At 63.9% G+C, this 23,241-nt stretch carries 23 protein-coding genes; 14 read left to right on the forward strand and 9 right to left on the reverse strand.

The genetic code is table 11. The annotated features are described in order from the left end of the window. Positions 1-45 precede the first annotated feature (45 nt). Positions 46-348, reverse strand: a complete 303-nt coding sequence (gatC, locus tag AC07VL_RS16890) for an Asp-tRNA(Asn)/Glu-tRNA(Gln) amidotransferase subunit GatC (RefSeq protein ID WP_494806866.1) — start codon at positions 346-348, stop codon at positions 46-48. Positions 349-699: 351 nt separating this feature from the next. Here gatC and AC07VL_RS16895 point away from each other — a divergent pair, with 351 nt between their 5' ends. From AC07VL_RS16895 to AC07VL_RS16920, 6 genes are all read left to right on the forward strand, one after another. Then, on the forward strand, positions 700-1,743 hold the full coding sequence (locus AC07VL_RS16895; protein ID WP_010393186.1) for a rod shape-determining protein: 1,044 nt from the start codon (positions 700-702) through the stop codon (positions 1,741-1,743). 104 nt (positions 1,744-1,847) lie between these two features. Next, positions 1,848-2,912: a rod shape-determining protein MreC gene (gene mreC, locus AC07VL_RS16900; protein WP_494806867.1), complete on the forward strand. Its 1,065-nt coding sequence runs from the start codon at positions 1,848-1,850 to the stop codon at positions 2,910-2,912. Further along, positions 2,909-3,421, forward strand: coding sequence for a rod shape-determining protein MreD (gene mreD / locus AC07VL_RS16905; RefSeq protein ID WP_494806868.1), 513 nt, complete (start codon positions 2,909-2,911; stop codon positions 3,419-3,421). Before mreC ends, mreD begins: the two co-directional genes overlap by 4 nt. A gap of 12 nt (positions 3,422-3,433) precedes the next feature. After that, complete coding sequence (gene mrdA, locus AC07VL_RS16910; protein ID WP_494806869.1) at positions 3,434-5,407, forward strand: penicillin-binding protein 2; 1,974 nt, start codon at positions 3,434-3,436, stop codon at positions 5,405-5,407. A gap of 67 nt (positions 5,408-5,474) precedes the next feature. Continuing rightward, positions 5,475-6,590, forward strand: a complete 1,116-nt coding sequence (gene rodA / locus AC07VL_RS16915; RefSeq protein ID WP_290605143.1) for a rod shape-determining protein RodA — start codon at positions 5,475-5,477, stop codon at positions 6,588-6,590. Next, positions 6,590-7,639, forward strand: a complete 1,050-nt coding sequence (locus AC07VL_RS16920; RefSeq protein ID WP_494806870.1) for a septal ring lytic transglycosylase RlpA family protein — start codon at positions 6,590-6,592, stop codon at positions 7,637-7,639. The genes rodA and AC07VL_RS16920 overlap by 1 nt, the downstream gene beginning before the upstream one ends. A gap of 107 nt (positions 7,640-7,746) precedes the next feature. On the opposite strand, the gene AC07VL_RS16925 is transcribed toward AC07VL_RS16920, so the two are convergent. The 7 genes from AC07VL_RS16925 to argS are packed head-to-tail and all read right to left on the reverse strand — an operon-like array spanning position 7,747 to position 13,982. After that, a complete protein-coding gene (locus AC07VL_RS16925) occupies positions 7,747-8,439 on the reverse strand; it encodes an SPOR domain-containing protein (RefSeq protein WP_494806871.1) in 693 nt (230 codons plus the stop codon). Beyond that, positions 8,433-9,209, reverse strand: a complete 777-nt coding sequence (locus AC07VL_RS16930; protein WP_494806872.1) for a type III pantothenate kinase — start codon at positions 9,207-9,209, stop codon at positions 8,433-8,435. The genes AC07VL_RS16925 and AC07VL_RS16930 overlap by 7 nt, the downstream gene beginning before the upstream one ends. 4 nt (positions 9,210-9,213) lie before the next feature. Further along, positions 9,214-10,020, reverse strand: a complete 807-nt coding sequence (locus AC07VL_RS16935; protein WP_494806873.1) for a biotin--[acetyl-CoA-carboxylase] ligase — start codon at positions 10,018-10,020, stop codon at positions 9,214-9,216. 15 nt (positions 10,021-10,035) lie between these two features. Continuing rightward, entirely contained in the window at positions 10,036-10,818 is a 783-nt protein-coding gene (locus AC07VL_RS16940; RefSeq protein ID WP_494806874.1) for an SDR family oxidoreductase, read from the reverse strand. A 46-nt stretch (positions 10,819-10,864) separates the two neighbouring features. Next, on the reverse strand, positions 10,865-11,536 hold the full coding sequence (locus AC07VL_RS16945) for a thiol:disulfide interchange protein DsbA/DsbL (protein WP_494806875.1): 672 nt from the start codon (positions 11,534-11,536) through the stop codon (positions 10,865-10,867). 9 nt (positions 11,537-11,545) lie between these two features. Continuing rightward, positions 11,546-12,253, reverse strand: a complete 708-nt coding sequence (locus tag AC07VL_RS16950) for an SPOR domain-containing protein (RefSeq protein ID WP_494806876.1) — start codon at positions 12,251-12,253, stop codon at positions 11,546-11,548. Positions 12,254-12,272: 19 nt separating this feature from the next. Further along, positions 12,273-13,982, reverse strand: a complete 1,710-nt coding sequence (gene argS, locus AC07VL_RS16955; RefSeq protein ID WP_494806877.1) for an arginine--tRNA ligase — start codon at positions 13,980-13,982, stop codon at positions 12,273-12,275. A 377-nt stretch (positions 13,983-14,359) separates the two neighbouring features. Between argS and rsmB the strand changes: the two genes are divergently transcribed. From rsmB to AC07VL_RS16995, 8 genes are all read left to right on the forward strand, one after another. Continuing rightward, positions 14,360-15,787, forward strand: a complete 1,428-nt coding sequence (rsmB, locus tag AC07VL_RS16960; protein ID WP_494806878.1) for a 16S rRNA (cytosine(967)-C(5))-methyltransferase RsmB — start codon at positions 14,360-14,362, stop codon at positions 15,785-15,787. Between the two features lie 97 nt (positions 15,788-15,884). Further along, positions 15,885-16,391 (forward strand): DUF4390 domain-containing protein, encoded by a 507-nt coding sequence (locus AC07VL_RS16965; protein ID WP_290605124.1) that lies wholly within the window; start codon positions 15,885-15,887, stop codon positions 16,389-16,391. Then, a complete protein-coding gene (locus AC07VL_RS16970) occupies positions 16,391-18,688 on the forward strand; it encodes a sensor histidine kinase (protein ID WP_494806879.1) in 2,298 nt (765 codons plus the stop codon). Before AC07VL_RS16965 ends, AC07VL_RS16970 begins: the two co-directional genes overlap by 1 nt. Positions 18,689-18,786: 98 nt before the next feature. Beyond that, positions 18,787-19,506, forward strand: coding sequence for a response regulator (locus AC07VL_RS16975; RefSeq protein WP_290605122.1), 720 nt, complete (start codon positions 18,787-18,789; stop codon positions 19,504-19,506). Continuing rightward, complete coding sequence (locus tag AC07VL_RS16980) at positions 19,503-19,904, forward strand: GTPase (protein ID WP_494806880.1); 402 nt, start codon at positions 19,503-19,505, stop codon at positions 19,902-19,904. The genes AC07VL_RS16975 and AC07VL_RS16980 overlap by 4 nt, the downstream gene beginning before the upstream one ends. A 156-nt stretch (positions 19,905-20,060) precedes the next feature. Beyond that, entirely contained in the window at positions 20,061-20,318 is a 258-nt protein-coding gene (locus tag AC07VL_RS16985) for a BTH_I0359 family protein (RefSeq protein ID WP_010393222.1), read from the forward strand. Between the two features lie 86 nt (positions 20,319-20,404). After that, complete coding sequence (locus tag AC07VL_RS16990; protein ID WP_494806881.1) at positions 20,405-21,184, forward strand: class II glutamine amidotransferase; 780 nt, start codon at positions 20,405-20,407, stop codon at positions 21,182-21,184. 137 nt (positions 21,185-21,321) lie between these two features. Beyond that, entirely contained in the window at positions 21,322-22,602 is a 1,281-nt protein-coding gene (locus AC07VL_RS16995; RefSeq protein ID WP_290605116.1) for an EAL and HDOD domain-containing protein, read from the forward strand. 204 nt (positions 22,603-22,806) lie between these two features. On the opposite strand, the gene AC07VL_RS17000 is transcribed toward AC07VL_RS16995, so the two are convergent. Next, complete coding sequence (locus tag AC07VL_RS17000) at positions 22,807-23,178, reverse strand: SPW repeat protein (protein WP_290605115.1); 372 nt, start codon at positions 23,176-23,178, stop codon at positions 22,807-22,809. Between the last annotated feature and the right edge of the window lie 63 nt (positions 23,179-23,241).

Below are 23,241 nucleotides of genomic sequence, written 5' to 3' on the forward strand. Positions count from 1 at the left end.
TATTCGGCGGAAGACGAGCGTACTGAGCGAGAACGCGAAAGATGCTTATTCGATCACTTTTGGCACGAGATAGAGCCCATCCTGGACTTTCGGCGCCACGGCCTGGTAGGCGTCGCGGCGATTCTGCTCGGTGGCGATGTCCTCGCGCAGGCGCAGGGCGATATTGTCCATGTGGGCGGCCAGCGGGTGGCTCAAGGGTGCCACGCCATCGGTATTGACGGCCTGCATTTGCTCGGCCAGTGCAAAAATTTTGTTCAATTGATCCAGCGACGTGACGGCCTGGTCGTCGGCCATTTCAAGTTGTGCCAGGTGGGCGATGCGTTTTACGTCGGATAGTGTCAGGGACATGGCAAATGGCGCGGAGTGCCGCGCATTAGTATTAAGTTGGCGTTTTGATAAAACGCGGGTATTTACTGCTCTTTTGCTCACAAAAACCGAGGAATGCCGCGTAACTCGCGGCTGCAAGAGTCGCACTTTTCCATGGTTTTTGGGCAAATCGCATTCAAATTATAAGGTAGAATGGCGGGTTAATGCGTTGCCGGCGCTGATGGACCGCTGCCGCAGCATAGAAAAGATTGCGCAAGCGCCAAGCGAAACCCGGAAAAACCGCCTTCATGGATTTTCAGGGTGCCTGAAAGCGCCCGCTTTGAAACTCCCCATAAACAGCTTTTGCGCAGCTCGATGCGCTACAGGACACTCATGTTTGGTTTTTTACGCAGGTATATCTCCACCGATCTGGCCATTGACTTGGGCACGGCCAACACTCTTATTTATGTGCGCGGCCTCGGTATCGTCCTGGACGAGCCGTCCGTCGTCGCCATCCGCCAGGAAGGCGGTCCGAATGGCAAGAAGACCATTCAGGCAGTCGGCAAGGAAGCCAAGCAGATGCTGGGCAAGGTGCCGGGCAATATCGAAGCGATTCGTCCGATGAAAGATGGCGTGATCGCCGACTTCACCGTGACCGAGCAGATGCTCAAGCAATTCATCCGCATGGTGCACGACTCGAAATTCTTCCGTCCGTCGCCGCGCATCATCATTTGCGTGCCGTGCGGTTCGACCCAGGTCGAGCGCCGCGCGATCCGCGAATCGGCCCTGGGCGCCGGCGCCTCGCAGGTGTACCTGATCGAAGAACCGATGGCAGCGGCCATCGGCGCGGGCCTGCCCGTGTCGGAAGCGACGGGCTCGATGGTGGTCGACATCGGCGGCGGCACGACGGAAGTGGGCATCATCTCGCTGGGCGGCATGGTCTACAAGGGGTCCGTGCGCGTCGGCGGCGACAAGTTCGATGAAGCCATCGTCAACTACATCCGCCGCAACTACGGCATGCTGATCGGCGAACAGACGGCCGAAGCCATCAAGAAGGCCATCGGTTCGGCCTTCCCGGGTTCGGAAGTGAAGGAAATGGAAGTCAAGGGCCGCAACCTGTCCGAAGGCATTCCCCGCTCGTTCACCATTTCCAGCAACGAGATCCTCGAAGCGCTGACGGACCCGCTGAACAACATCGTCTCGGCCGTGAAGAACGCGCTGGAACAGACGCCGCCGGAGCTGGGCGCCGACATCGCCGAAAAAGGCATGATGCTGACGGGCGGCGGCGCACTGCTGCGCGACCTGGACCGCCTGCTGATGGAGGAAACCGGCCTGCCGGTGCTGGTGGCCGAGGACCCGCTCACCTGCGTGGTGCGCGGTTCCGGTATGGCACTGGAACGTATGGACAAGCTCGGCTCGATCTTCTCCTACGAATAATCTGACAGAAGGGCCGGAAACCATCTCCGGCCTTTTTTTGGTTTTGGCGCCGGCGTTTGCCCGGGGCCTGTACGTTGGCGCACTGCGCCTGATTATTGGATGTCATGGAATACAGTCCTCCGCCACTTTTCAAACAAGGCGCCTCCGCCCGCGTCAAGATGATGGTGTTCGCCGGCATTTCTATCGCCCTGCTGCTGGTCGATTCGCGCATGCACGCGCTGACGGCCGTGCGCCAGGCCGTTGGCACCGTGCTGTATCCGGTGCAGATGGCGGCCCTGGTGCCGCGCGACGTGGCGCTCGGCGTCGGCAATTACTTTTCTTCGCTGTCCGCCCTGGAAAAACAGGTGCGCGACCTGAAGCACGAACAGATCGCCTCGGCGCAGATCCTGCAGCAGGCGCAGCTCAACATCGTGGAAAACAACCATTTGCGCAAACTGATGGAGGCGCGCGAGCGCGTGCCCGTCAAGACCCAGTTGGCCGAAGTGCTGTATGACACGCGTGATTCGGCCACGCGCAAGATCGTGCTCGATCGCGGCATCCAGAATGGCGTCGAACTGGGCCGCCCCGTGATCGACAACCTGGGCGTGGTGGGACAGGTCACGCGGGTGTTCCCGTTTACGTCCGAAGTGACCCTGCTGACCGATGAAGAGCAGGCCATTCCCGTGCAGCTGCTGCGCAACGGCGTGCGCAGCGTGGCCATCGGCCGCGGCAAGTCCGGCACCATGGAACTGCGCTTCACGGCCCCCAGCGCCGATATCCAGATTGGCGACATCGTCATTACCTCCGGTCTCGATGGCCTGTACCCTGCCGGCCTGGCCGTGGCGCGCGTGACCCTGGTCGAACGCAATGCGCACGGCCCGTTCGGCCGTGTCGTGTGCCAGCCGCTGGCCGGCATCGAACGCAATACCCAGCTGCTCATTCTGATGACGTCGCCAGACATACCGCCACGTCCGCCCGCCGAAGATGTCAAGACGGGCCGCAAGATCGCCGGCAAGATGGCGCCGATCAAGGACCCGGCGGCGGCGACAACCCCGGCCGCCGCGCCCGCCGCCAATGCGGCAACGGCGCCAGCGGCGAAGCCGCCGGCTGCACCTGCGCCGAAGCCGGCAACTGCGCCGGCCGCGACGCCAGCGCCGGCTGCCGTGCCACCGAAGGAGGCGACACGATGAACCGCCCGCACTACATCCTGCTGCCCGTCAGCCCCCTGTTCATCGGCTTTTCCCTGCTGTGCGCGTTTCTGCTGAACTTGCTGCCATGGGGGCAGTTCGTCGGCGTGCCCGATTTCGTCGCCCTCGTGCTGGTCTTCTGGGGCATCCACCAGCCGCGCAAAGTCGGCATCGGCGTGGCATTCTTCATGGGCCTGATGATGGACGTGCATGACTCGACCCTGCTGGGCGAGAATGCGCTGGCCTATACCCTGCTGTCGTACTTTGCCATCATGATGCACCGCCGCGTGCTGTGGTTCCCCGTCATGACGCAGGCGCTGCACGTGCTGCCGCTGCTGCTGCTGACGCAGGCGCTGCAGTTGCTGACGCGATTGATCGTCTCGGGGCGTTTTCCCGGCTGGCTCAACTTCATCGAGAGCTTCGTTGCCGTGGCCCTGTGGCCCTTCGTCACCTGGATCCTGCTGGCGCCGCAGCGCCGCGCCGTGGACCGCGACCACAATCGGCCGATTTGACGGGCGCCTGCCATGACTGAACTTAAGAATACCGAGCGCGAACTGCATTTTTTCCGCATGCGCCTGACCGTGCTGGGCGGGCTCGTCTTCGTCTGCTTTTCGCTGCTGCTGGCGCGCTTCATCTGGCTGCAGGTGATCAAGCACGAGGATTACGCCACCAAGGCCGAGGACAACCGCATCGCCGTCGTGCCCATCGTGCCCACACGGGGCCTGATCCTCGACCGCAATGGCGTGGTCCTGGCGCGCAATTACTCGGCCTACACGCTGGAAATCACGCCGTCGAAACTCAGTGCCAGCCTGGACTCCGTGATCGACGAGCTGTCGACCCTGATCCAGGTCGACATCAAGGACCGCCGCCGCTTCAAGAAACTGCTGGAAGAGTCGAAGAATTTCGTCAGCGTGCCCCTGCGCACGCGCCTGACGGACGAGGAAGTGGCGCGCTTCACGGCGCAGCGTTTCCGCTTCCCGGGCGTGGAAGTGCAGGCGCGCCTGTTCCGCCAGTATCCGATGGGCGAGATCGCCTCGCACGTGGTGGGCTTCATCGGCCGCATCAACCGCAATGAAGCCAAGACCCTGGAAGAGGGCGAGGACGCGGCCAACTACAACGGCACCGACCATATCGGCAAGGAAGGCCTGGAGAAAAGCTACGAGAAGCAGCTGCATGGCACCACCGGCTATGAAGAGGTGGAAGTGTCGGCCGGCGGACGCGCCATGCGCACCCTGTCGCGCACGGCGGCCACGCCCGGCAACAACCTGATCCTGTCGATCGACATCGAACTGCAGAAGGTGGTCGAGGAAGCATTCGGCGAATGGCGCGGCGCGGCCGTGGCGATCGATCCTGCCACGGGCGACATCCTGGCCTACGTCTCCAAGCCAGGCTACGACCCGAACCTGTTCGTCGACGGCATCGACCAGCAGAGCTGGAACGAACTCAATACCTCGCTGGACCGGCCGATGGTCAACCGTCCCCTGTCCGGCACCTATGCGCCCGGTTCGACCTTCAAGCCCTTCATGGCGCTGGCCGCACTCGAATTGGGCAAGCGCACGCCGAGCCAGTCGATTTCCGACCCCGGCTTCTTCATCCTGGGCGGGCACACCTTCCGCGACGACAAAGTGGGCGGCCATGGCACGGTCGACATGCACAAGTCCATCGTCGTCTCGTGCAATACCTATTATTACCAGCTGGGGCGCGACATGGGCATCGACGCCATCCACGACTTCATGAAGCCGTTCGGCTTCGGCCAGCTGACGGGCATCGACCTGAATAACGAAAAGACGGGCGTGCTGCCGTCGACGGAATGGAAGCGCAACCGCTTCAAGACGCCGCAGCAGAAAAAATGGGTGGGCGGCGACACGATTTCGGTGAGTAACGGCTCCGGCTACAATTCCTATACGCCGTTGCAGATCGCCCACGCGACGGCCAACCTGGCCAATAACGGCGTGGTGATGAAGCCGCATCTGGTGAAGATCATCGAAGACGCCAGCACGCGCGCGCGCACCCTGACGGTGCCCAAGGAAAGCTACCGCATCGCGCTCAAGCAGGAAAACATCGATACCATCAAGCGCGCCATGGTGGGCGTGACCAGCGAACAGGGCGGCACGGCCGCGCGCATCTTCGCCGGCGTGCAGTACACGGTGGGCGGCAAGACGGGTACGGCGCAGGTGGTGGGCATCAAGAAGAACGAGAAGTACAATGCCAAGCTGCTGGCCGAACGCCTGCGCGACAACGCCTTGTTTACCGCCTTTGCGCCGGCCGACAAGCCGCGCATCGCGATTGCCATCGTGGTGGAAAACGCGGGCTTCGGCGCCGGCGTGGCCGCGCCGATCGCGCGCAAGGCGCTCGACTACTACCTGCTGGGCAAGCGCCCGAGCGACAAGGAAAAGGACACCACCAAGGTGCCCAAGGAAGATGTCGACGAAGTGCGTACCCTGGAAGAAATCACGGACGAGCAGGCTGCCCCGGCGGCGCCTGCCAGACAGCAATGAAACCTTGCTTATTACGAGAGGCGCTCGCCATGGCGGCGCGCCCGACCCCAAGGCACTAAGGAAGCACATGCCCATTAACGAGAGGCGCTCGCTGTGGCGGCGCGCCAAACCCTACCTGGCGGTGTTCGATCCGCCGCTGATGATCATCATCCTGATGCTGCTCAGCACCAGTTTGCTGACCCTGTATTCGGCCAGCATCGGCATCCCCGGCAAGATCGAGGACCATCTGCGCAACATCCTGCTGTGCTTTTTCGTCATGTGGGTGGCGGCCAACGTCACGCCGCAGATGATGATGCGCATCGCCGTGCCCGCGTACACGGTCTCGGTGCTGCTGCTGGTGGCCGTGGCGCTGTTCGGCACCATCAAGCTCGGCGCGCGGCGCTGGCTGCACATCGGCGTGATCGACATCCAGCCGTCCGAGTTCCTGAAGATCGCCACGCCGCTGATGCTGGCCTGGTTTTTCCAGCAAAATGCCGGTTTGCTGCGCTGGAAATCCTTCCTGATCGCGGCCGTGCTGCTGCTCGTGCCCGTGTATCTGATCGCGCGCCAGCCCGACCTGGGCACGGCGCTGCTGGTGGTGGCGGCCGGCTTTACCGTGATTTTCCTCGCCGGCCTGTCGTGGAAAGTCATGCTGGGCCTGTTTCTCGTCGTTGGCTGCTACCTGCCCGTCGCCTGGTCGCACATGCACGACTACCAGCGCGACCGCGTGATGATGCTGATCGACCCGACCAAGGACCCGCTGGGCAAGGGCTTCCACATCATCCAGTCCATCATCGCCATCGGTTCCGGCGGCATGACGGGCAAGGGCTGGACGCATGGCACGCAAGCGCACCTGGAATTCGTTCCTGAGCGCACCACCGACTTCATTTTTGCCGTGTATTCCGAAGAGTTCGGCCTGGTCGGCAACCTGATCCTGATGCTGATGTATTTGCTGCTGGTGGGAAGGGGGCTGATGATCGCCGCCAATGCCCCCAGTTTTTTCACTCGCCTGCTGGCAGGAGCGATAACGATGATTTTCTTTACTTACGCCTTTGTAAACATGGGCATGGTCAGCGGCATTTTGCCGGTGGTCGGCGTGCCCCTGCCTTTCCTCAGCTACGGCGGCACTGCGCTGCTGACCCTGGGCGTGGCCACCGGCATCCTGATGAGCATTCAGCGTCATCGCAAACTGGTGCAGACCTGATGCGCGCGCCTGTTGATACCTTCGCCATGCGCGGCCTGGGCCTGGCCGTCCTGCTGACCCTGGCCGCCTGCGGCACCACGCCGACCAAGTCCGGCTCGGGCAACGTGCCGCTGCCGTCCGGCGGCAAGGTCAAGGTGCCCGTGCGCCAGGACCCCACCCTGCCGGCGTTGCCGGCGGCCGGTTCCGGGCGCGGCGGCTACTACAAGGATGACGGCCCGGGCGACAATCCCCCGCCTAACCTGCGCGACGTGCCCGATGCGGAAGTGCGCAACGAGCCGTATTCCACGCGCTCGAACCGCCCCTACGTCGTCTTCGGCAAGACCTACACGCCGATCACCGACAACGAGCCGTTTACCCAGAAGGGCACGGGCACCTGGTATGGCAAGAAATTCCATGGTCAGCGCACTTCGTCGGGCGAGATCTACGACATGTACAAGATGACGGCGGCCCACCCGACCTTGCCGATTCCCTCGTATGCGCGCGTGACGAGCATCGACAGCGGCGAGCAGGTCATCGTGCGCATCAACGACCGCGGACCGTTCCACGCCACGCGCGTCATCGACGTGTCCTACACGGCGGCGCTGAAATTGGGCTTTCTGGGCAAAGGGAGCCACCAGGTGGTGGTCGAGCGGCTGCTGCCGGCCGATATCGATGCCATCCTGGCCGCCCGCGCAGCGCCGAAGCCGGCGCCGCTGACGCCATCGGTGGTGGCCATTTCCATCGATACGCCGGTGGAAACGGGAGAAGTGGTGCAGCCGGTCGTGTCGTCGCAAATGGTCGCCGTCGACGCGACGGTCGCGGCACCGGCGCCGGCGGCGCTGGAAAGCGGCTTCTATCTGCAGCTGGGTGCGTATTCGCGCGCCGACAATGCGGAAACGGGGCGCGCGCGCCTGGCGCCGTACACGGCCCTGGGTACCCTGGGCGTGGTGCAGGCAGGCAATTTGTTCCGTCTGTATGGCGGCCCGTTTTCCAGCCGCGCCGATGCGGCACGGGCGGCGGCCAGCTTGCCGGAATCGACCGGGATCAAGCCCATCGTCATTCAGCGGTAGGCGCCTGAAAAGAGTGCATGGCGTTGTTGCCATGCCTTGTCGTACATCGTACTGCCTGCGGCATGGCGCCTGGCGCTGAATAGTTTGCCAGCCGCGCCTGGCGCAGCTTATTTGCAGCTGCGCAGATCCTGCTCCGGGAATTGCGCCTTGATCTTTTCCAGGCGCGCGCGCGTGGCCGCGTCGAGGTCGCGGAACTGGTAGGCCAGTTGCTTGCTGGCCGTGTAGCGGGGAGCGATGCGGGCGCTGTGCACGCCCTGCTTGTTCAGCGATGCCAGCTGGGTCTGCGCGCCGCTTTCCGACTTGAAGACCCCCAGTGAAATGCCCCAGCGCGTCGGGCTGCTTTCATTCATGATGAAGTAATTCGTCACGCCCAGCTGCTTCAATTCGCCGGCCTTGCGGTCGGCACCTTCCTTGCTGCCCTGCGGTGGGATGTACACCATGTAGCTGGACACTTCCTGGCCAGCCACGTTGCGGCGCGACTGGCGGTCGCCCAGGTCCAGCGCAGCGACTTGCGCCTCAAAGCGGCGTGCGTCGGCCAGCAGGAAATTGCCCACCTCCGTGCATGCGTACGACAGCGGCGGCGCCGCAACGGCAGGCGCCGCCGCTTCTTCGGTGGCCGCTGGCGCCGCGGGCGCCATGGCCTGCTCCTGCGTCAGCAAGGTGAGCCTGGTCGCCTGCAGCTGGTTTTTCAGGCGCCCCGGCTCGTGCGTCTCGCTGCGGAAACTGCCCAGGTAGCCCTGGCCGATGGCGAACACCAGCAGGTTGACGCCGGCGAGCAGCCAGAAGACGAATTTCAGCACGTGTGTTCTCCTTGAGTTCCTGGCCCGTCGCCTGCGCGCGCGGCCGCCTGCAGGCCGAGCATGACGATATTGTCCACCAGGTGCAGCGGCACGGGCAAGGCCAGGGCTGGCGCGATGCGCGGCGCCGCGCCGCCGGACAGCAGGCAGGCGCTGGCGCCATGCATGCGCACGGCCCGTTCGATGGCGCCCGCCTGCGCCGCCAGGCAACCCGAGAGGATGGCATCGTCCGTGTTGTCGGCGAAACCGGCCGGCAGGGGGCTGTTGCCGGCGATCTGCGGCAACTGCGCCGTATTGCGCGCCAGCGAACTGGCCATCAGGCCCAGTCCCGGCAAGATCATCCCGCCCAGGAAGACGCCGTCGGCCGTGACGGCGTCGATGGTGGTGGCGGTGCCGCAATTGGCGACGATGACGGCCTGGCCCGGCGCCAGCGCATGGGCGCCGATGGCGGCGGCAAAGCGGTCGCAGCCCAGTTGCGACGGCTCGCGGTAATCGTTCGTCACGCCGGCCAGCGCCGGCAGCGACGCGAAGGTGGCGATGGCTTGCGGCGGGAGCCTGGCCGGCAGCTGCGCCCGCAGGCGCGCGCCGATGGCCGTTCCCGCCACGTTCGACAGTAGCACGGCAGAGATGGCCAGGCTGCGCCAGGCCGCCTGCAAGGTATCGAGCTGGGCGTGCGTCACGGCGCCGCTGGCCAGCCAGGCGCCGGGCGCGCCGGCGGGCGCGGCCAGCGCCCATTTGATGCGCGTGTTACCGGCGTCGATCAGCAGTAGCATGCACTTACTCCTGTGCCAGGCGCAAGGAAACGTCGCCGGACATGATCTGTTGCAGGCCGTCGTCGTCGCCGCGCAGCAGCAGCCGGCCCAGTTCATCCACGCCGGCTGCCACGCCTTGCTGCAGCAATTGGCCGTTGTCGAGGATTTTCACGTGCTGGCCCTGCCATGCGTGCAGCAGGTTCCAGCGCTCGGCAAACGGCGCAAAGCCTGTGTCGTCGAATTCGGCCAGCACGCCGGCCAGGCGGCTCAGGAGCGCCGCCACCAGGGTGTTGCGCTCCATCTGTGCCAGCCACGGCACGGCCGAGACGCTGCGTCCGATCTGCCGTTCCAGCGCATCGGGCATCAGCAAATTGATGCCGCAGCCGATGACGGCCCACACGCCGCCACTATCGTTGCCCTGCGCCTGCTGCGTCTCGACGAGGATGCCGGCCAGCTTGTGGCCATCCTTGAGCAGGTCGTTCGGCCACTTCAATTGCACCGGCACGCCCAGCGCCGTCATGCTTTCGGCCAGCGCCACGCCGACGGCCAGCGGCAGGCCGACCAGCCGGTGCAGCGGCCCCTTGAAGGGCCAGGCCAGCGAGAACATCAGGCTGGCGTCGGGCTGCGACACCCAGGGACGTCCGGCGCGCCCGCGCCCTGCCGTCTGCTGGCCGGCGATGCGCAGGGTGGGGCCGGCCAGGGTGGCGCAGCGCGCCAGCAGGTCGGCGTTGGTCGAGCCGGTTTCGTCGACCACTTCGATGGCCACGTGGGCCGCTCCCGTGGCGCAATGGGCGGCGATGGCCGCGCTGTTCAGGTCTGAGTGCTTCGTCATGGGCAGGGAATGGTTTTACTGGCTGTCGCCGGATGGCTTGCTGCGCGCCTTGTGCGGCGCGTTGGCGAAGGCCATGTCGTAGAGGGCATTGGGCAGGGCGCGCAGCAGCTTGGCGACGACGCCCATCTGCCACGGGATCACGCGGTAGCTGTCGCCGTCGGCGATGGCGCGGGCGGCGCGCGCGGCGAATTTTTCGGCCGGCATCAGGAAGGGCATGCGGTAGGCGTTATGCCGCGTCATCGGCGTGTCGATGTAGCCGGGCGTGATGGTGACGACCTTCACGCCGGCCGGCTTGAGCTCCAGGCGCAGCGATTCGCAGTAGCTGATGACGGCCGCCTTCGAGGCGCTGTACGCTTCGGCGCCGGGCAGGCCGCGGATGCCGGCCACGCTGCCGATGCCCACCAGGCGTCCGCTGCCCTGGCTTTTCATGGCGGCGATGAAGGGGGCAAAGGTGGCGACGGTGGCCGTGACGTTGATGGCCATCAAGCGGGCGAAGGCATCGAGGTCTTCCGCGTGCTCCGTCAGGGTGCCATACGACACGCCGGCGCTGGCGATGACGACGTCGATGCGTCTGGCATGGGCGATGAAATCGTCGGCTGCGCTTTTCAATGCGGCGTGGTCGCACACGTCGACGGCGTAGGCGCGGTGGCGTTCAGGGTGGGGCAGGGAAGCGATCAGCTGCTGCAGGGTCTCGCCGCGGCGGGCCAGCAAGCCCAGTCGGGCGCCCTGGCGCGCGTACTGCAGCGCCAGGGCGGCGCCCAGTCCGCTCGACGCCCCCGTGATAAAAACGCCGTGCATCAGGCGATGCGCGCGTGCCGGGGCTGCGCCAGGGAGATAGACATGCTTACTTCTTTTCCGCTTTGGCTTTCGCCACCAGCACGTCCATCACGGTCAATGCCTGGGCATTGAGCTGCTCTTCGTTCTGTGCCGACTTGCTGCCCTGGTTCGCCTGCGAAGGCGAGGTGATGTAGCGGCCGTCAATGGCGATCATGGGCCAGAACGTGACGTTATACGCCTGCATCATGGCATCGGTCTTGCGCACGCGGGCCGAGATGCCCATCGAGCGGTAGGTGTCGATGAACTTCTGGCGATCCACGCCCTGCTTGGCGACGAAGTCGAACACGGCGTCATCGGTGGCCAGGCGGTTGCGCTCCACGTGCATGGCGTTAAACACCCTGGCGTGCAGCTTGTCGAGCAGGCCCATGGCCTGCAGGGTGAAGAACAAGCGCTGTTGCGGCGCCACGCTGTCGTCGCGCGAGACGTGCACGCGCTTGAAGACGATGTTGTCGCCCTGCTTCTTGACCCAGGCCGCCAGCTGCGGCTCGAGCACGTTGCAATGGGGGCAGTAATACGCGAAAAACTCGGTCACTTCGATCTTCTTGCCCGGTTCCGTCGCCTGCGGCGTGGCCAGGGTGTCGTATTCGACGCCGTTCTTTGGCTCGGCCGGCGAGGCCGACGCGCCCATGGCGATGCCGCACAGGGCGGCGGCAAACAGGACTTTTTTCAGAAAACGCATGCTGGTTCCTTATTTCTGGTTGCGGACGACGGCGACATCGATGCCGTTTTCGGACAGTTTGGTGCGTGCGCGGTTCATGGCTTCGAGCTGGTTGAACGGCCCGATGCGCACGCGGTGCAGCACGCCGGCGTCGGTGCTGCGGTCGCTGATGGCCGCCTCGAAGCCCAGCAGGGCCAGTTTGCCGCGCGTGCTTTCGGCGTCTGCCATGTCATGGAAGGCGCCAGCCTGCAGATAATAAATCCATTTGTCGCCCGCTGCATCGGCGGCCTTGGCTTCACCCTTCGTCTCGGCCTTGGCCTGTGGCGCCGGGGCGGCTGCAGGGGCTTTCGGCGCCGGCTTGTCCTTCAGGGTGCCGATCAGCTCCTGCAATGCGTCCGGCGGCGGCGCCTTCGGCTGTTGCGCTGGCGCCGGCGCCGGTGCGGCTGGCTGCGTCGGCGTGACGATCTCGCGCGGCTCCTTGGAGAAGTCGCGCGCCGCTTCCTTGGCCGCTTCCTTGTTGCCGTACATCGGCTTGTTCGGGTCGGCGATCTGGCCGGCCGTCGGTTCGGCCGATTTGCCGGCCTTGCCCGACTTGTCGGTGAAGGGCGAGGAGCCCTTGGTGATCACCAGGGCGACCACCACGGCGATGCCCAGGCCGATGACCAGGCCGATGATGATGCCGACCAGGGTGTTGCCTTGCTGGCGCCGGGTCGAAGTGAAGCGGGAAGCGTGATTCATTGACAGTTGACCTTCGCGATTACATTTTGCTTGGCGCGGACACGCCAATCAGTGCCAGGCCGTTGCGCAGCACCTGGCGCGCAGCGACGACCAGCGCCAGGCGGGCCAGCTTGACGGCTTCGTCCTCGACCAGCACTTTTTCGGCGAAGTAGAAGCTGTGCAGGTTGGCGGCCAGGTCGCGCAGGTAGAAGGCCACCTGGTGCGGTCCCAGTTCGGCCTGCGCGCGCGCCAGGGTTTCCGGATAGGCGGCCAGGGTCGCCAGCAGGGTCGCTTCGGTCGGTGCAGTCAAGGGCGACAGGTCGACGTTGGCGATCGTGCTTTCATCGCCGCCCCAGTTTTCCAGGATGCGGCAGATGCGCGCGTGCGCGTACTGCACGTAATACACCGGGTTTTCATCGGTGGTTTTCAGCGCGACGTCGACGTCGAAGACGAATTCCGTGTCGGCCTTGCGCGAGATCAGGAAGAAGCGCACGGCGTCGCGGCCCTTGGCGATGTCGCCGCCGCCCGACCATTCGATCAGGTCGCGCACGGTCACGTAGGAGCCGGCGCGCTTCGAGATCTTCACTTCCTCGCCATCCTTCATGACGGTGACCATCTTGTGCAGCACGTAGTCGGGGTAGCCTTGCGGGATGCCCATGTCGACGGCCTGCAGGCCGGCGCGCACGCGCGCGATGGTGCCGTGGTGGTCGCTGCCCTGGATATTGATGGCCTGCACGAAGCCGCGCTGCCATTTCACCAGGTGATACGCCACGTCGGGCACGAAATACGTGTAGGTGCCGTCCGTCTTGCGCATGACGCGGTCCTTGTCGTCGCCGAAGTCGGTCGTGCGCAGCCACAGCGCGCCATCCTGCTCGTAGGTGTGGCCCGCCTTGATCAAGGTTTCCACTGCGCTGTTGACCTTGCCGTCCGCGTACAGCGACGATTCCAGGTAGTAATTGTCGAACTTCACGCCGAAGGCCTGCAGGTCGATGTCCTGCTCGTTGCGCAGGTAGGTGACGGCGAACGGGCGGATCGAATCGATGTCGTCCACGTTGCCATTCGCCGTGGCGGGCAAGCCGTCGCTGGCAGACACCGTCTTGCCGGCCTTGAAGTCGTTGGCGATGTCGGCGATGTAGTCGCCGTTGTAGGCGGACTCGGGCCATTCGGCGTCGCCCGGCTTGAAGCCGCGCGCGCGCGCCTGCACGGAATTGGCCAGGGTCTGGATCTGCACGCCCGCGTCGTTGTAGTAGAACTCGCGCGTCACCTGGTAGCCTTGCGCGTCGAACAGCGACGACAGGGCGTCGCCCAGCGCTGCCTGGCGGCCATGGCCCACGTGCAGGGGGCCGGTCGGGTTGGCCGAGACGAATTCCAGGATGACTTGCTTGCCGGCGCCGGCCGTGCTGCGGCCATAGCTGTCGGCTTCGGCCAGGATGGTCTTCACGACAGCCTGTTTCGCGGCGTTCGATACGCGCACGTTGATGAAGCCGGGGCCGGCGATTTCCACCGCTTCGACCAGGCCCTTGCCGGCCGGGTTGGCGAGCACGGCCGTGACGATGGTTTGCGCCAGTTCGCGCGGATTCTGTTTCAGCTGCTTGGCCAGTTGCATGGCGATGTTGCAGGCGACGTCGCCGTGCGATGCGTCGCGTGGTCGCTCGAGCACCACGGAAGGCGCAAGCGAAGTGCCGGCCAGGACGGGAGCGAGGGCGGCCTGGAACAGGGCGATGATTTCTTGTTTCTGTTGGGCGAGCATGAGCAGGATGGCGGCGGAACCGCGTTAAGAATGAATAGAATGAATCAAAAAGCAAAACGGACGGCAAGTACCCAAGCCGCCCAGACTGCGTTAATTATACTGGTTTGCCGGCGGGAACAATACGCTTGCAGGCGGGCGCCCCCTGTCGCAGCGTTTCACGATATTGTCAGGATGGCATGCACATGTTGGTGCTTGAAAACATCAGCGTGGCCCATTCTGCTTGTATATATGCAGTTTTTTGCCGCAATTTACCTTGTACACTGCAATCGCTTGGGTCAGCGGGCGCCACAAACGCTACAATCGACCCTTTATTGATGACGCGCGGCACGCGAATGTGCCAGCAGGCCGCCAGCCGCGCGCAGCCACACCGGATAACTATGAACAAGCGCCCCACGCTGAAATTGAAAACCAAGCCGGCGCCAGGCCAGGCCTCTGCCCCTGCCGCGCCGAAATTGCGTCCCAGCTACCATCCCGACCTGAAACCGGTCTTGCAGCCAGGCTTCCAACCCGATCTGCGCGCCGACTCGCTGGCGTTTTGCCTGCTGGGCGCCGCCAATGCCGTGGCGCAAGTGCGCACGGGCACGGCCCTGCCGCAGGCACTGGCCAAGGTGTTTGCGCAATCGAACGCCAGCCCGCAGGCGCGCGGCGCCATCCAGGATATTTCCTATCGCACCATGCGCCAGCTGGGCCGCAGCGAAACCCTCGTTGGCCTGATGACGTCGAAGGCGCCCGAGCCGCCGATGCTGGCCGCGCTGCTGTGCTGCGCGCTGTCCTTGATGTCGGCCGAGCCGGGCGAGCAGCCGTATGAAGAGTTTACCGTTGTCGACCAGGCTGTCACGGTAGCGACCTCGCACCCTGACCTGGCGCATGCCAAGGGCATGGTGAACGCCGTCTTGCGGCGTTTCTTGCGCGAACGCAAGTCCTTGCTGGAAGCGGCCCTGCAGCAGCCATTGGCGCAATGGAATTATCCGCAGTGGTGGATCGATTCGCTGCGCCTGGCCTACCCTCGCGACTGGCAAGCCATTTTGACGGCGGGCAATGCCGTGCCGCCGCTGACCCTGCGCGTGAACCGTCGCAAGAGCACGGTGGAAGCCTATCTGGCCGTGCTGGCGGAAGCGGGCATTGCCGCGCGCCAGGTGGGACCCTACGCCGTGCGCCTGGACAAGCCGATCGGCGTGGCGCTGATTCCCGGCTTCGAGCAAGGCGTCGTGTCCGTGCAGGATGCTGGCGCGCAACTGGCCGCGCCGCTGCTGGACTTGCAGGACGGCATGCGCGTGCTGGACGCCTGCGCCGCGCCGGGCGGCAAGACGTGCCACATCCTGGAACTGGCCGACGTGCACGTCACCGCCATCGATGCCGACGCCAAGCGCCTGCCGCGCATCGCGGAAAACCTCGAGCGCCTGGGCCTGGAAGCGACCTTGAAGGCGCAGGACGCGCAATCGAGCGCGTGGTGGGACGGCCAGCAGTACGACCGCATCCTGGCGGACGTACCGTGCACGGCTTCGGGCATCGTGCGCCGCCATCCGGACATCCGCTGGCTGCGCCGCAAGGGCGACGCGTTCCAACTTGCAACACTTTCCTCCAAAATTCTGGACAACCTGTGGCAGATGCTGCGTCCCGATGGTAAATTGCTGTTCGTGACGTGTTCATTGTGGCCGCAAGAATCCGAGGCACAGGCGGCGGCATTTGCGGTGCGCAATAATGCGACCCGTTTGACAGCCCCTGGTCAGCTGTTGCCGACTGGCAGCGCGGAGCAGGACCATGACGGTTTGTTCTATGCGCTATTCCAAAAAAATGCGGCTTGAGCGATACCTCGAACCTTTTCCTACGGACACTATCGGCACCCTTGTGACAACACGACTCCTCCGACTCCTGGCGCTGCTGTTGCTGCTGGCCTGTAGCATGCCACGCGCGCATGCCGCCGATATGGTCGAGATCACCCGTGCCTATATCGAGTCGAGCGAGGAGGGCTACAAGCTGGCCGCGACGTACTCCTTCGAGCTCAATCACGACCTCGATGATGCCGTGCAGCATGGCGTGCCCCTGTTTTTCACGACAGAAATCGAACTGACCCGGCCCCGCTGGTACTGGTTCGATGAAAAGGCCATCGTTGCGCGCCAGACCAGCCGCCTGTCGTACAACGTGCTGACGCGCCAGTACCATGTGTCGGGTGGCGGCTTGCAGCAGAGCTTTGCCAATCTCGACGATGCACTGTTCCTGATCCGCCGTCCCAGCCGCTGGCTGGTGGCGCGGCGCGGCGAGCTGAAAGTGGGGCAGACATATAACGTGACCTTGCGCATGGGCATGGACCGCGACTACCTGCCCAAGCCGATACAGGTCAATGCCTTCAATAACAGCGACTGGCGCCTGGCTTCGAACAAAAAAACCTTCTTGTATACGGCGGAGTAGTGAGTCAAGCATTGCGCTATCTGCTGGTGGTGGGCGGCGGCATTGTCAGTATCCTGCTGTTCCTGCTGGCCTCGGCATCCGACAATTCCGGCTTCTTCGACCGTTACTATTCCTGGCTGCTGGGGCTCAACGCCGCCGTGGCCGTTTCCCTGCTGGCCCTGGTCGGCATTTCCCTGGGGCGCCTGTACGCGCGCTACAAGAGCGGCAAATTCGGCTCCAAGCTGATGACGCGCCTGGTGATGCTGTTCGCCATCGTCGGCATCCTGCCCGGTCTCGTGATTTTCGTCGTGTCCGTGCGCTTCGTGTCCCATTCCATCGAATCGTGGTTCAACGTCAAGATTGAAGCGGCGCTGGAGTCGGGCCTGGAGCTGGGCCGCGCGGGCCTCGATGCGGCCCTGGTCGAGCTCGATCACCGCGGCCACAAGGCGGTCGACGAAATGCGCGCCGACCCGGTGGCCGGTCCGGCGGTGCTGACCAGCCTGCTGCGCGAGGAAGGCATGCAAAACGTCATGATCGTCAGCGGCGATGGCGTCCTGCTGGCCAGCGCCGGCCCGCACAGCGCGGCCGACCTGCCCACGCCGGCCATGCTGGCGCAGGCAGCCTTGCCGGCCGGCTATGCGTCCGCCGAGGGCGGGCTGGAGCTGCATGACGACAGCATGGAGTCGGGCGGCGGCGGCATCCGCGCCGGGCCACCGGCTGCCCTCGATGCGGCCGCCGGCCTGCGTCTGCGCGTGCTGGTCGCCGTACCGGGGCCATCCGTGTCGCCCCGCTACCTGCAATTGCTGCAATCGGTGCCGCCCAAGCTGGCGACGAACGGCGAAATGCTGCGCGCCGCCTACAGCGAGTACAAGGAACGCTTCGTTGCGCGCGTGGGCTTGCGCAAGATGTACATGGAAATCCTCACCTTGACCTTGCTGCTGGCCATCTTTGGCGCCATCGGCAGCGCCTTCCTGATCGCCGGAAACCTGGCCCAGCCCCTGCTGCTGCTGGCGGAAGGCACGCGCGCCGTGGCCGAGGGCGACCTGTCGCCGCGCCCCATCGTCGCCTCCAAGGATGAGCTGGGAACGCTGACGCAATCGTTCAACATCATGACGCGCCAGCTGCTCGACGCGCGCACGGCCGTGGAAAGCAACCGCGCCGCGCTGCAAAACGCCAAGGCCCACCTGGAATCCGTGCTGGCCAATATGTCGGCCGGCGTGATGGTGCTCGATGGCGATTTCAAGCTGGTGACCTGCAATGAATCGGTGGAGCGCATCCTGCAGCATTCGGGTGCCAGCATGGTGGGCCAGCCGCTGGCCAATATTGCCGGAATGGAAGAATTCGGCGCCGCCATCATCAGCGCCTTCACTGCGCAGAGCGCGCAATCGGCGTCCGGCCGCAACCTGCAGCGCCTGCACTGGCAGCGCCAGATCGAGATCCCGCGCCGCCTGGGCAGCAGTGCCGACGAGCACGACATCACCCTGCTGGCCCGCGGCTCGCGTTTGCCGCTGGAATCCGGCAGCGGCTATATCGTCGTCTTCGATGATATTTCCGACGTCATTTCGGCCCAGCGCTCGATCGCCTGGGGCGAGGTGGCGCGCCGCCTGGCGCATGAAATCAAGAATCCGCTCACGCCCATCCAGCTGTCGGCCGAGCGCCTGCAGATGAAGCTGGAAGGCAAGCTGGAGCAGCCTGACGCCGACCTGCTCAGCCGCGCCACCACCACCATCGTCAAGCAGGTCGACGCCATGAAACGCATGGTCGACGACTTCCGCGACTATGCGCGCACGCCGCCCGCCGTGCTGGTGCCATTGCGCCTGAATGAGCTGATCGAGGAGATCCTGAACTTGTACCTGCGCGGCGACGATGGCGACATCATCCACCCGCAGCTGGCGCCGAACCTGCCCATGGTGATGGGCGATCCCACGCAGTTGCGCCAGGTCATACACAACTTATTGCAGAATGCACAGGACGCCATGGCGGACCTGCCGCCGGAATCGCCGCATCCTCGGATTGACGTAAGGACGGAAGCAATTCATTATCGCAGTGCGGACGGCGGCGTAAACATCGCCGTGCGGCTGGCCATCACCGACAATGGCCCCGGTTTCGCGCCGAAGATCCTGGCGCGGGCCTTCGAACCCTACGTCACGTCGAAGGCGCGCGGCACGGGCCTGGGCCTGGCGATGGTGAAGAAAATCATCGATGAACATGGTGGACGCATCGATATCGAGAATCGGGTCGACGGCAATGGCGCTTCGGTGGTCATTTTGCTGTTAAAGTTAGCTCCCGACGCTCCGGCCCAGGAATTCCTGGCTTGAGGGTCTGGTTTAGTATTTAAAACACTAATAAAATCATAGCTGTCCGCCGCGTGCCTCTTGTGCGCGACGGCCGGCGAAATGAGGAAGGCAAGACACGAATGGCAAACATACTCGTAGTGGATGATGAAATGGGTATCCGTGAGTTGCTCTCGGAAATTCTGGGCGACGAAGGACATGCTATCCAGCTGGCCGAAAATGCGCAGCAGGCGCGCGAAGCGCGTGCCGCCGGTGCGCCGGATCTGGTATTGCTGGATATCTGGATGCCCGATACGGACGGCGTGACCTTGCTCAAGGAATGGCAGCGCGATGGCTTGCTGACCATGCCGGTGATCATGATGTCGGGCCATGCCACCATCGATACGGCCGTCGAGGCGACGCGCATCGGCGCGCTGAACTTCCTGGAAAAGCCGATTGCCCTGCAAAAACTGCTGAAAGCGGTCCAGCAAGGCTTGACGCGGGCCCAGGAAACCGTGCGCGCGCCGAGCGTGGCGCCACGGCCGGCAGCGCCCGTCATCGCCGAAGAAAGCAGCCATCCCGTGCCCAGCTTTGGCGGCAGCGCGCCGCAGCAGTTGATGGTACGCCCCGGCATCAACGTGCCGGCGGTGGCCGAAGGCCACGGCTACAACCTGTCCTTCGACTTGCCCCTGCGCGAGGCGCGCGACGCCTTCGAGCGCATGTATTTCGAACACCACCTGGGCCGCGAAGGGGGCAGCATGACCCGCGTGGCGGAAAAAACGGGCCTCGAGCGCACCCATTTGTACCGCAAGCTGAAACAGCTGGGCGTCGAGCCGGGCAAGCTGGCCAAGAAAAGCCTGTGACGCCCGCCTTGCGGCACGCGACGCCACTGACCCTCGTCAGCGGCGGACGTGCCGCCGAGCGCGAGGCCGCCATCGCGCAAGCCTTGCGGCCGCAGCAAGCGAGCGCCGTCATCCTGGAAGGATTGGCTGACGGCAACTCCCCCCTGGCCGACCTGGCCGAACAAGTTTCTTCTTCCCCACCGCTTCCCTTGCAACTGTTGCGCATCGCGCCTGGCTGCCTGTGCTGCAGCGGCAATCTCGTATTGCGTGTAACATTGAATCGTCTGTTGCGCCATCCCCCCGCGCACTTGTTCATCAGCCTGGCCGACGCCACGCATATCGAGCAACTGCGCACCTGGCTCACCGCCAGTCCCTATGATGCCCTGCTGGCGCTGCAGGTGGACATCGTGGTTTCCTGAACGCAGGTTTTCTGATCGCATGACCGCAGTCGCAATTTGCATCTCGTTACAACTCTGTAGCCCGCCGGGTGGCATGGCGCTTGAAATGGCGCCGTATCAGCCCCACCTCTGTTCTGAAACCGCAGGAGCTTCTCCTGCCTGAGCGAAGGATGCAAAATGAACCTGATCTATAACAGCGAGCAATATAGCGTCGTGGAATTCGGCGCCGACGTCGACCTCGAAGCCTTGCGCTTCGGCGGCTATGAAATCGTCGACAAGGGCGGCAAGCGGGAAACCTTCATTGCCGGCGTCCTGGCCCAGCATTTCCGCCGCGACGTCACGGAACTGATCGCCAGCGAACCGAGCATGGAAGAAATCGATGAATTCCTGGGCAGCTACGATTCCCTGATGAGCCAGCCTGTCCTGCTGCACTGATACTATTCCTCTGATGGCGATCGCCACCATACCAATTGGCAAGCTGGCATGGTATGGTGGCCGGGTTACCCCGCTGCAAACAGATCATGTGCCAACTTCTCGGAATGAATTGCAATGTCCCCACGGACATTGTCTTTAGTTTTACCGGCTTCGCCATGCGCGGCGGCCATACGGATACCCACCATGACGGCTGGGGCATCGCCTTTTTCGAGGGCGCCGGCGTGCGCCATTTCGTCGACCACCAGGCGGCCATCGCTTCGCCCGTGGCCGAACTGATCAAACGCTATCCCATCAAGTCGCGCAATGTCATCGCGCATATCCGCAAGGCCACGCAGGGCCAGGTGGCGCTGGAAAACTGCCACCCCTTCGTGCGCGAACTGTGGGGCCGCTACTGGGTCTTCGCCCATAACGGCGACCTGAAGGAGTTCCATCCTGTGCTGACGGGCAGTTACCGCCCCGTCGGCTGCACGGACAGCGAACTGGCCTTCTGCTACCTGCTGCAGGAATTGCACGCGCGCTTCGGCGACGCGCCGCCGGCCTTGCCGGCCCTGCACCTGGCGCTGGCGGAGCTGTTGCCGGGCATCGCTGCCCACGGCACCTTCAACATGATGCTCTCCAGCGGCGAAGCGCTGTTTGCCCATTGCTCCACCAGCTTGCATTATCTGGTGCGACAACATCCGTTTCCAACTGCTAAACTCTCCGATGAAGACCTCAGCGTCGATTTTTCCCAGGTCACCACGCCGCAGGACCGGGTGGCCGTGATCGTCACGCAGCCGCTCACCACCAACGAGCAATGGACGGCGTTTGCGCCCGGAGAATTGAAGTTGTTTGTCGATGGGATGGTGCAGGAAAGCCCGGCCACCTAATTTGTTGACGACAATACGCCCGATTACTGCCAAAATACCCACAGCGCGGGCGAAATTCAGCTAAAGTATTGTCAATAGTGAACCTTGATGCGGGCGCGGCGCGGCCAGTGTCACTCGACGTGATTGATGAAGAGTTAATGATCGATATTTCCAGCAACGACATCACCCCGAAACCCTTGCGCGTACGCGAGTTCTATCTGGGACGACAACCTATCCTTGACCGCAATCAAGCCCTGTTCGGCTATGAGTTGCTATTCCGCAACGCTCCGGTCGGGCCCGCCAACATCACGAGCGACCTGTCGGCCACGGCTTCCGTCATCGCCCATGCCTCGCAACTGGGCATGGAAAAGGTCATCGGCGACGCGCTCGGCTTCGTCAACGTCGATGCCGATGTGATCATGAGCGACATCTTCGTCTTCCTGCCGCGCGAAAAAGTCGTGCTGGAAGTGGTCGAATCGATGCAGGTCACGCCGGCATTGCGCACGCGCATCAGCGAACTGGTGGGCCACGGCTTCACCTTTGCGCTGGAAAATGTCGTGGCCGATACGACGCAGGTACAGGAATTGTTGCCTCTGGTGCAATACGTCAAGATGGACATGAGCACCGTCGATCCGAAGGTGCTGGCGGCCCTGGCGCCCCGTTTCAAGCAGGAACACAAGAAACTGGTGGCGGAAAAGGTCGAGACGCGCGAAGAATTCAAGTCGGGCCTGGACCTGGGCTTCGATTATTTCCAGGGCTATTACTTTGCCAAGCCGGCCATCATGACGGGCAAGAAGCTGTCGCCGTCGCAACTGGCCGTCATGGAGTTGATGACCCTGGTCACCTCCGATGCGGACAACATGGAGATCGAGCGCGCCATCAAGCGCGACGTGTCGCTGGCCTTGAACTTATTGCGCTTGGTCAATACACCGGCCGTGGGCGCCCGCCAGCGCATCGATTCGCTGAGCCAGGCCGTCACCGTGCTGGGCCGCCGCCAGCTGCAGCGCTGGCTGCAGATCATGCTGTACGCGGAACCAAGCAAGCGCGGTCATAGCATGACGCCGCTGCTGATGCTGGCCACCACGCGCGGTCGCCTGCTGGAATTGCTGGCCCATAAACTGCGTCCGAACCACGCCCATTCGGCCGATATCGCCTTTACGGTCGGCATCATGTCCCTGATGGATACCCTGTTCGGCGTACCGATGTCGGAAATCCTGAAACAGATCGAAGTGATCGACGAAGTGGCCGAAGCGCTGCTGTCGCGCGAAGGCTTCTACGGCGACTTGCTGCGCCTGGCCGAATGCATCGAGCGCATCGAAGACATGGAAGGCGAGATCGTGCCCACCCTGCGCGACCTGGCCATGTCGCCGGACGACCTGGTGGAGCTGGAAATGGCCGCCTACGAATGGAGCGATAATGTCGTGAGGTATGCGCTGTAGTGGCGCCTGACCTGAGCTGCTGCGCGTCGGTATAGGCGGCCTGCGATGCTCACCGTACCTCGGTACGGTTGCGCTTCTAGGCCACCTCTCCCTTCCGCTCGCTAAGCTCATGCCAGGCGCTGTGACGTCGCGTATCTGCTGTGTTGTTCATAAAAGCCCTGCACGGCGTCGCCGTGGCAGGGCTTTTTTGCGCCAGTAGCTGCGCTACGCGGCGGCGCCGGGCCAGTGCTTGTGCAGCTCGGGGTCCGTGCGCAGTTCCCACAGGGCCAGGACGACGACGGCGATGCCGACGATCAACTCGTTCCACATGACGACGCGCTGGTCGGCCAGGCGCAGTATCCACGGCGAGGCGGCGACCCAGACGCCCACCAGCAGGTTGACGACGACGGCCCAGAAATAGGTCTTGTACAGGTCGAAGGCGGCCAGGATGGCAATCACCAGTCCCGAGACAAAGGCGTTGATCATCTGCGGCGAGCCTTCGGCATAGGAGAATGCCCAAGGCGAGACGAGCAGCCACAGGCCCAGCAACAGGATCACCTGATCCTGCCAGCGTTTGAGTTTGAAATTGGTTGCCATAGTACCTCCTTGCCAGTTGGAAACGGGCCGGAGCAGGCATGCAGCATGCCGGCCGGCATACTG

The sequence above is a fragment of the Janthinobacterium sp. GW821-FHT03C08 genome (assembly GCF_059420905.1).

Excerpts from the sequence above, each read along its gene's own strand:
- AC07VL_RS16950 (WP_494806876.1), bottom strand. The coding sequence starts at position 12,253 with ATGAATCACGCTTCCCGCTTCACTTCGACCCGGCGCCAGCAAGGCAAC.
- AC07VL_RS16945 (WP_494806875.1), bottom strand. The coding sequence starts at position 11,536 with ATGCGTTTTCTGAAAAAAGTCCTGTTTGCCGCCGCCCTGTGCGGCATC.
- AC07VL_RS16990 (WP_494806881.1), top strand. The coding sequence starts at position 20,405 with ATGTGCCAACTTCTCGGAATGAATTGCAATGTCCCCACGGACATTGTC.
- AC07VL_RS16965 (WP_290605124.1), top strand. The coding sequence starts at position 15,885 with ATGCCACGCGCGCATGCCGCCGATATGGTCGAGATCACCCGTGCCTAT.
- AC07VL_RS16975 (WP_290605122.1), top strand. The coding sequence starts at position 18,787 with ATGGCAAACATACTCGTAGTGGATGATGAAATGGGTATCCGTGAGTTG.
- AC07VL_RS16985 (WP_010393222.1), top strand. The coding sequence starts at position 20,061 with ATGAACCTGATCTATAACAGCGAGCAATATAGCGTCGTGGAATTCGGC.
- rodA (WP_290605143.1), top strand. The coding sequence starts at position 5,475 with ATGCCCATTAACGAGAGGCGCTCGCTGTGGCGGCGCGCCAAACCCTAC.
- AC07VL_RS16920 (WP_494806870.1), top strand. The coding sequence starts at position 6,590 with ATGCGCGCGCCTGTTGATACCTTCGCCATGCGCGGCCTGGGCCTGGCC.
- AC07VL_RS16995 (WP_290605116.1), top strand. The coding sequence starts at position 21,322 with ATGATCGATATTTCCAGCAACGACATCACCCCGAAACCCTTGCGCGTA.
- rsmB (WP_494806878.1), top strand. The coding sequence starts at position 14,360 with ATGAACAAGCGCCCCACGCTGAAATTGAAAACCAAGCCGGCGCCAGGC.
- AC07VL_RS17000 (WP_290605115.1), bottom strand. The coding sequence starts at position 23,178 with ATGGCAACCAATTTCAAACTCAAACGCTGGCAGGATCAGGTGATCCTG.
- mrdA (WP_494806869.1), top strand. The coding sequence starts at position 3,434 with ATGACTGAACTTAAGAATACCGAGCGCGAACTGCATTTTTTCCGCATG.
- AC07VL_RS16930 (WP_494806872.1), bottom strand. The coding sequence starts at position 9,209 with ATGCTACTGCTGATCGACGCCGGTAACACGCGCATCAAATGGGCGCTG.
- AC07VL_RS16935 (WP_494806873.1), bottom strand. The coding sequence starts at position 10,020 with ATGACGAAGCACTCAGACCTGAACAGCGCGGCCATCGCCGCCCATTGC.
- gatC (WP_494806866.1), bottom strand. The coding sequence starts at position 348 with ATGTCCCTGACACTATCCGACGTAAAACGCATCGCCCACCTGGCACAA.
- AC07VL_RS16940 (WP_494806874.1), bottom strand. The coding sequence starts at position 10,818 with ATGCACGGCGTTTTTATCACGGGGGCGTCGAGCGGACTGGGCGCCGCC.
- AC07VL_RS16895 (WP_010393186.1), top strand. The coding sequence starts at position 700 with ATGTTTGGTTTTTTACGCAGGTATATCTCCACCGATCTGGCCATTGAC.
- mreD (WP_494806868.1), top strand. The coding sequence starts at position 2,909 with ATGAACCGCCCGCACTACATCCTGCTGCCCGTCAGCCCCCTGTTCATC.
- mreC (WP_494806867.1), top strand. The coding sequence starts at position 1,848 with ATGGAATACAGTCCTCCGCCACTTTTCAAACAAGGCGCCTCCGCCCGC.
- argS (WP_494806877.1), bottom strand. The coding sequence starts at position 13,982 with ATGCTCGCCCAACAGAAACAAGAAATCATCGCCCTGTTCCAGGCCGCC.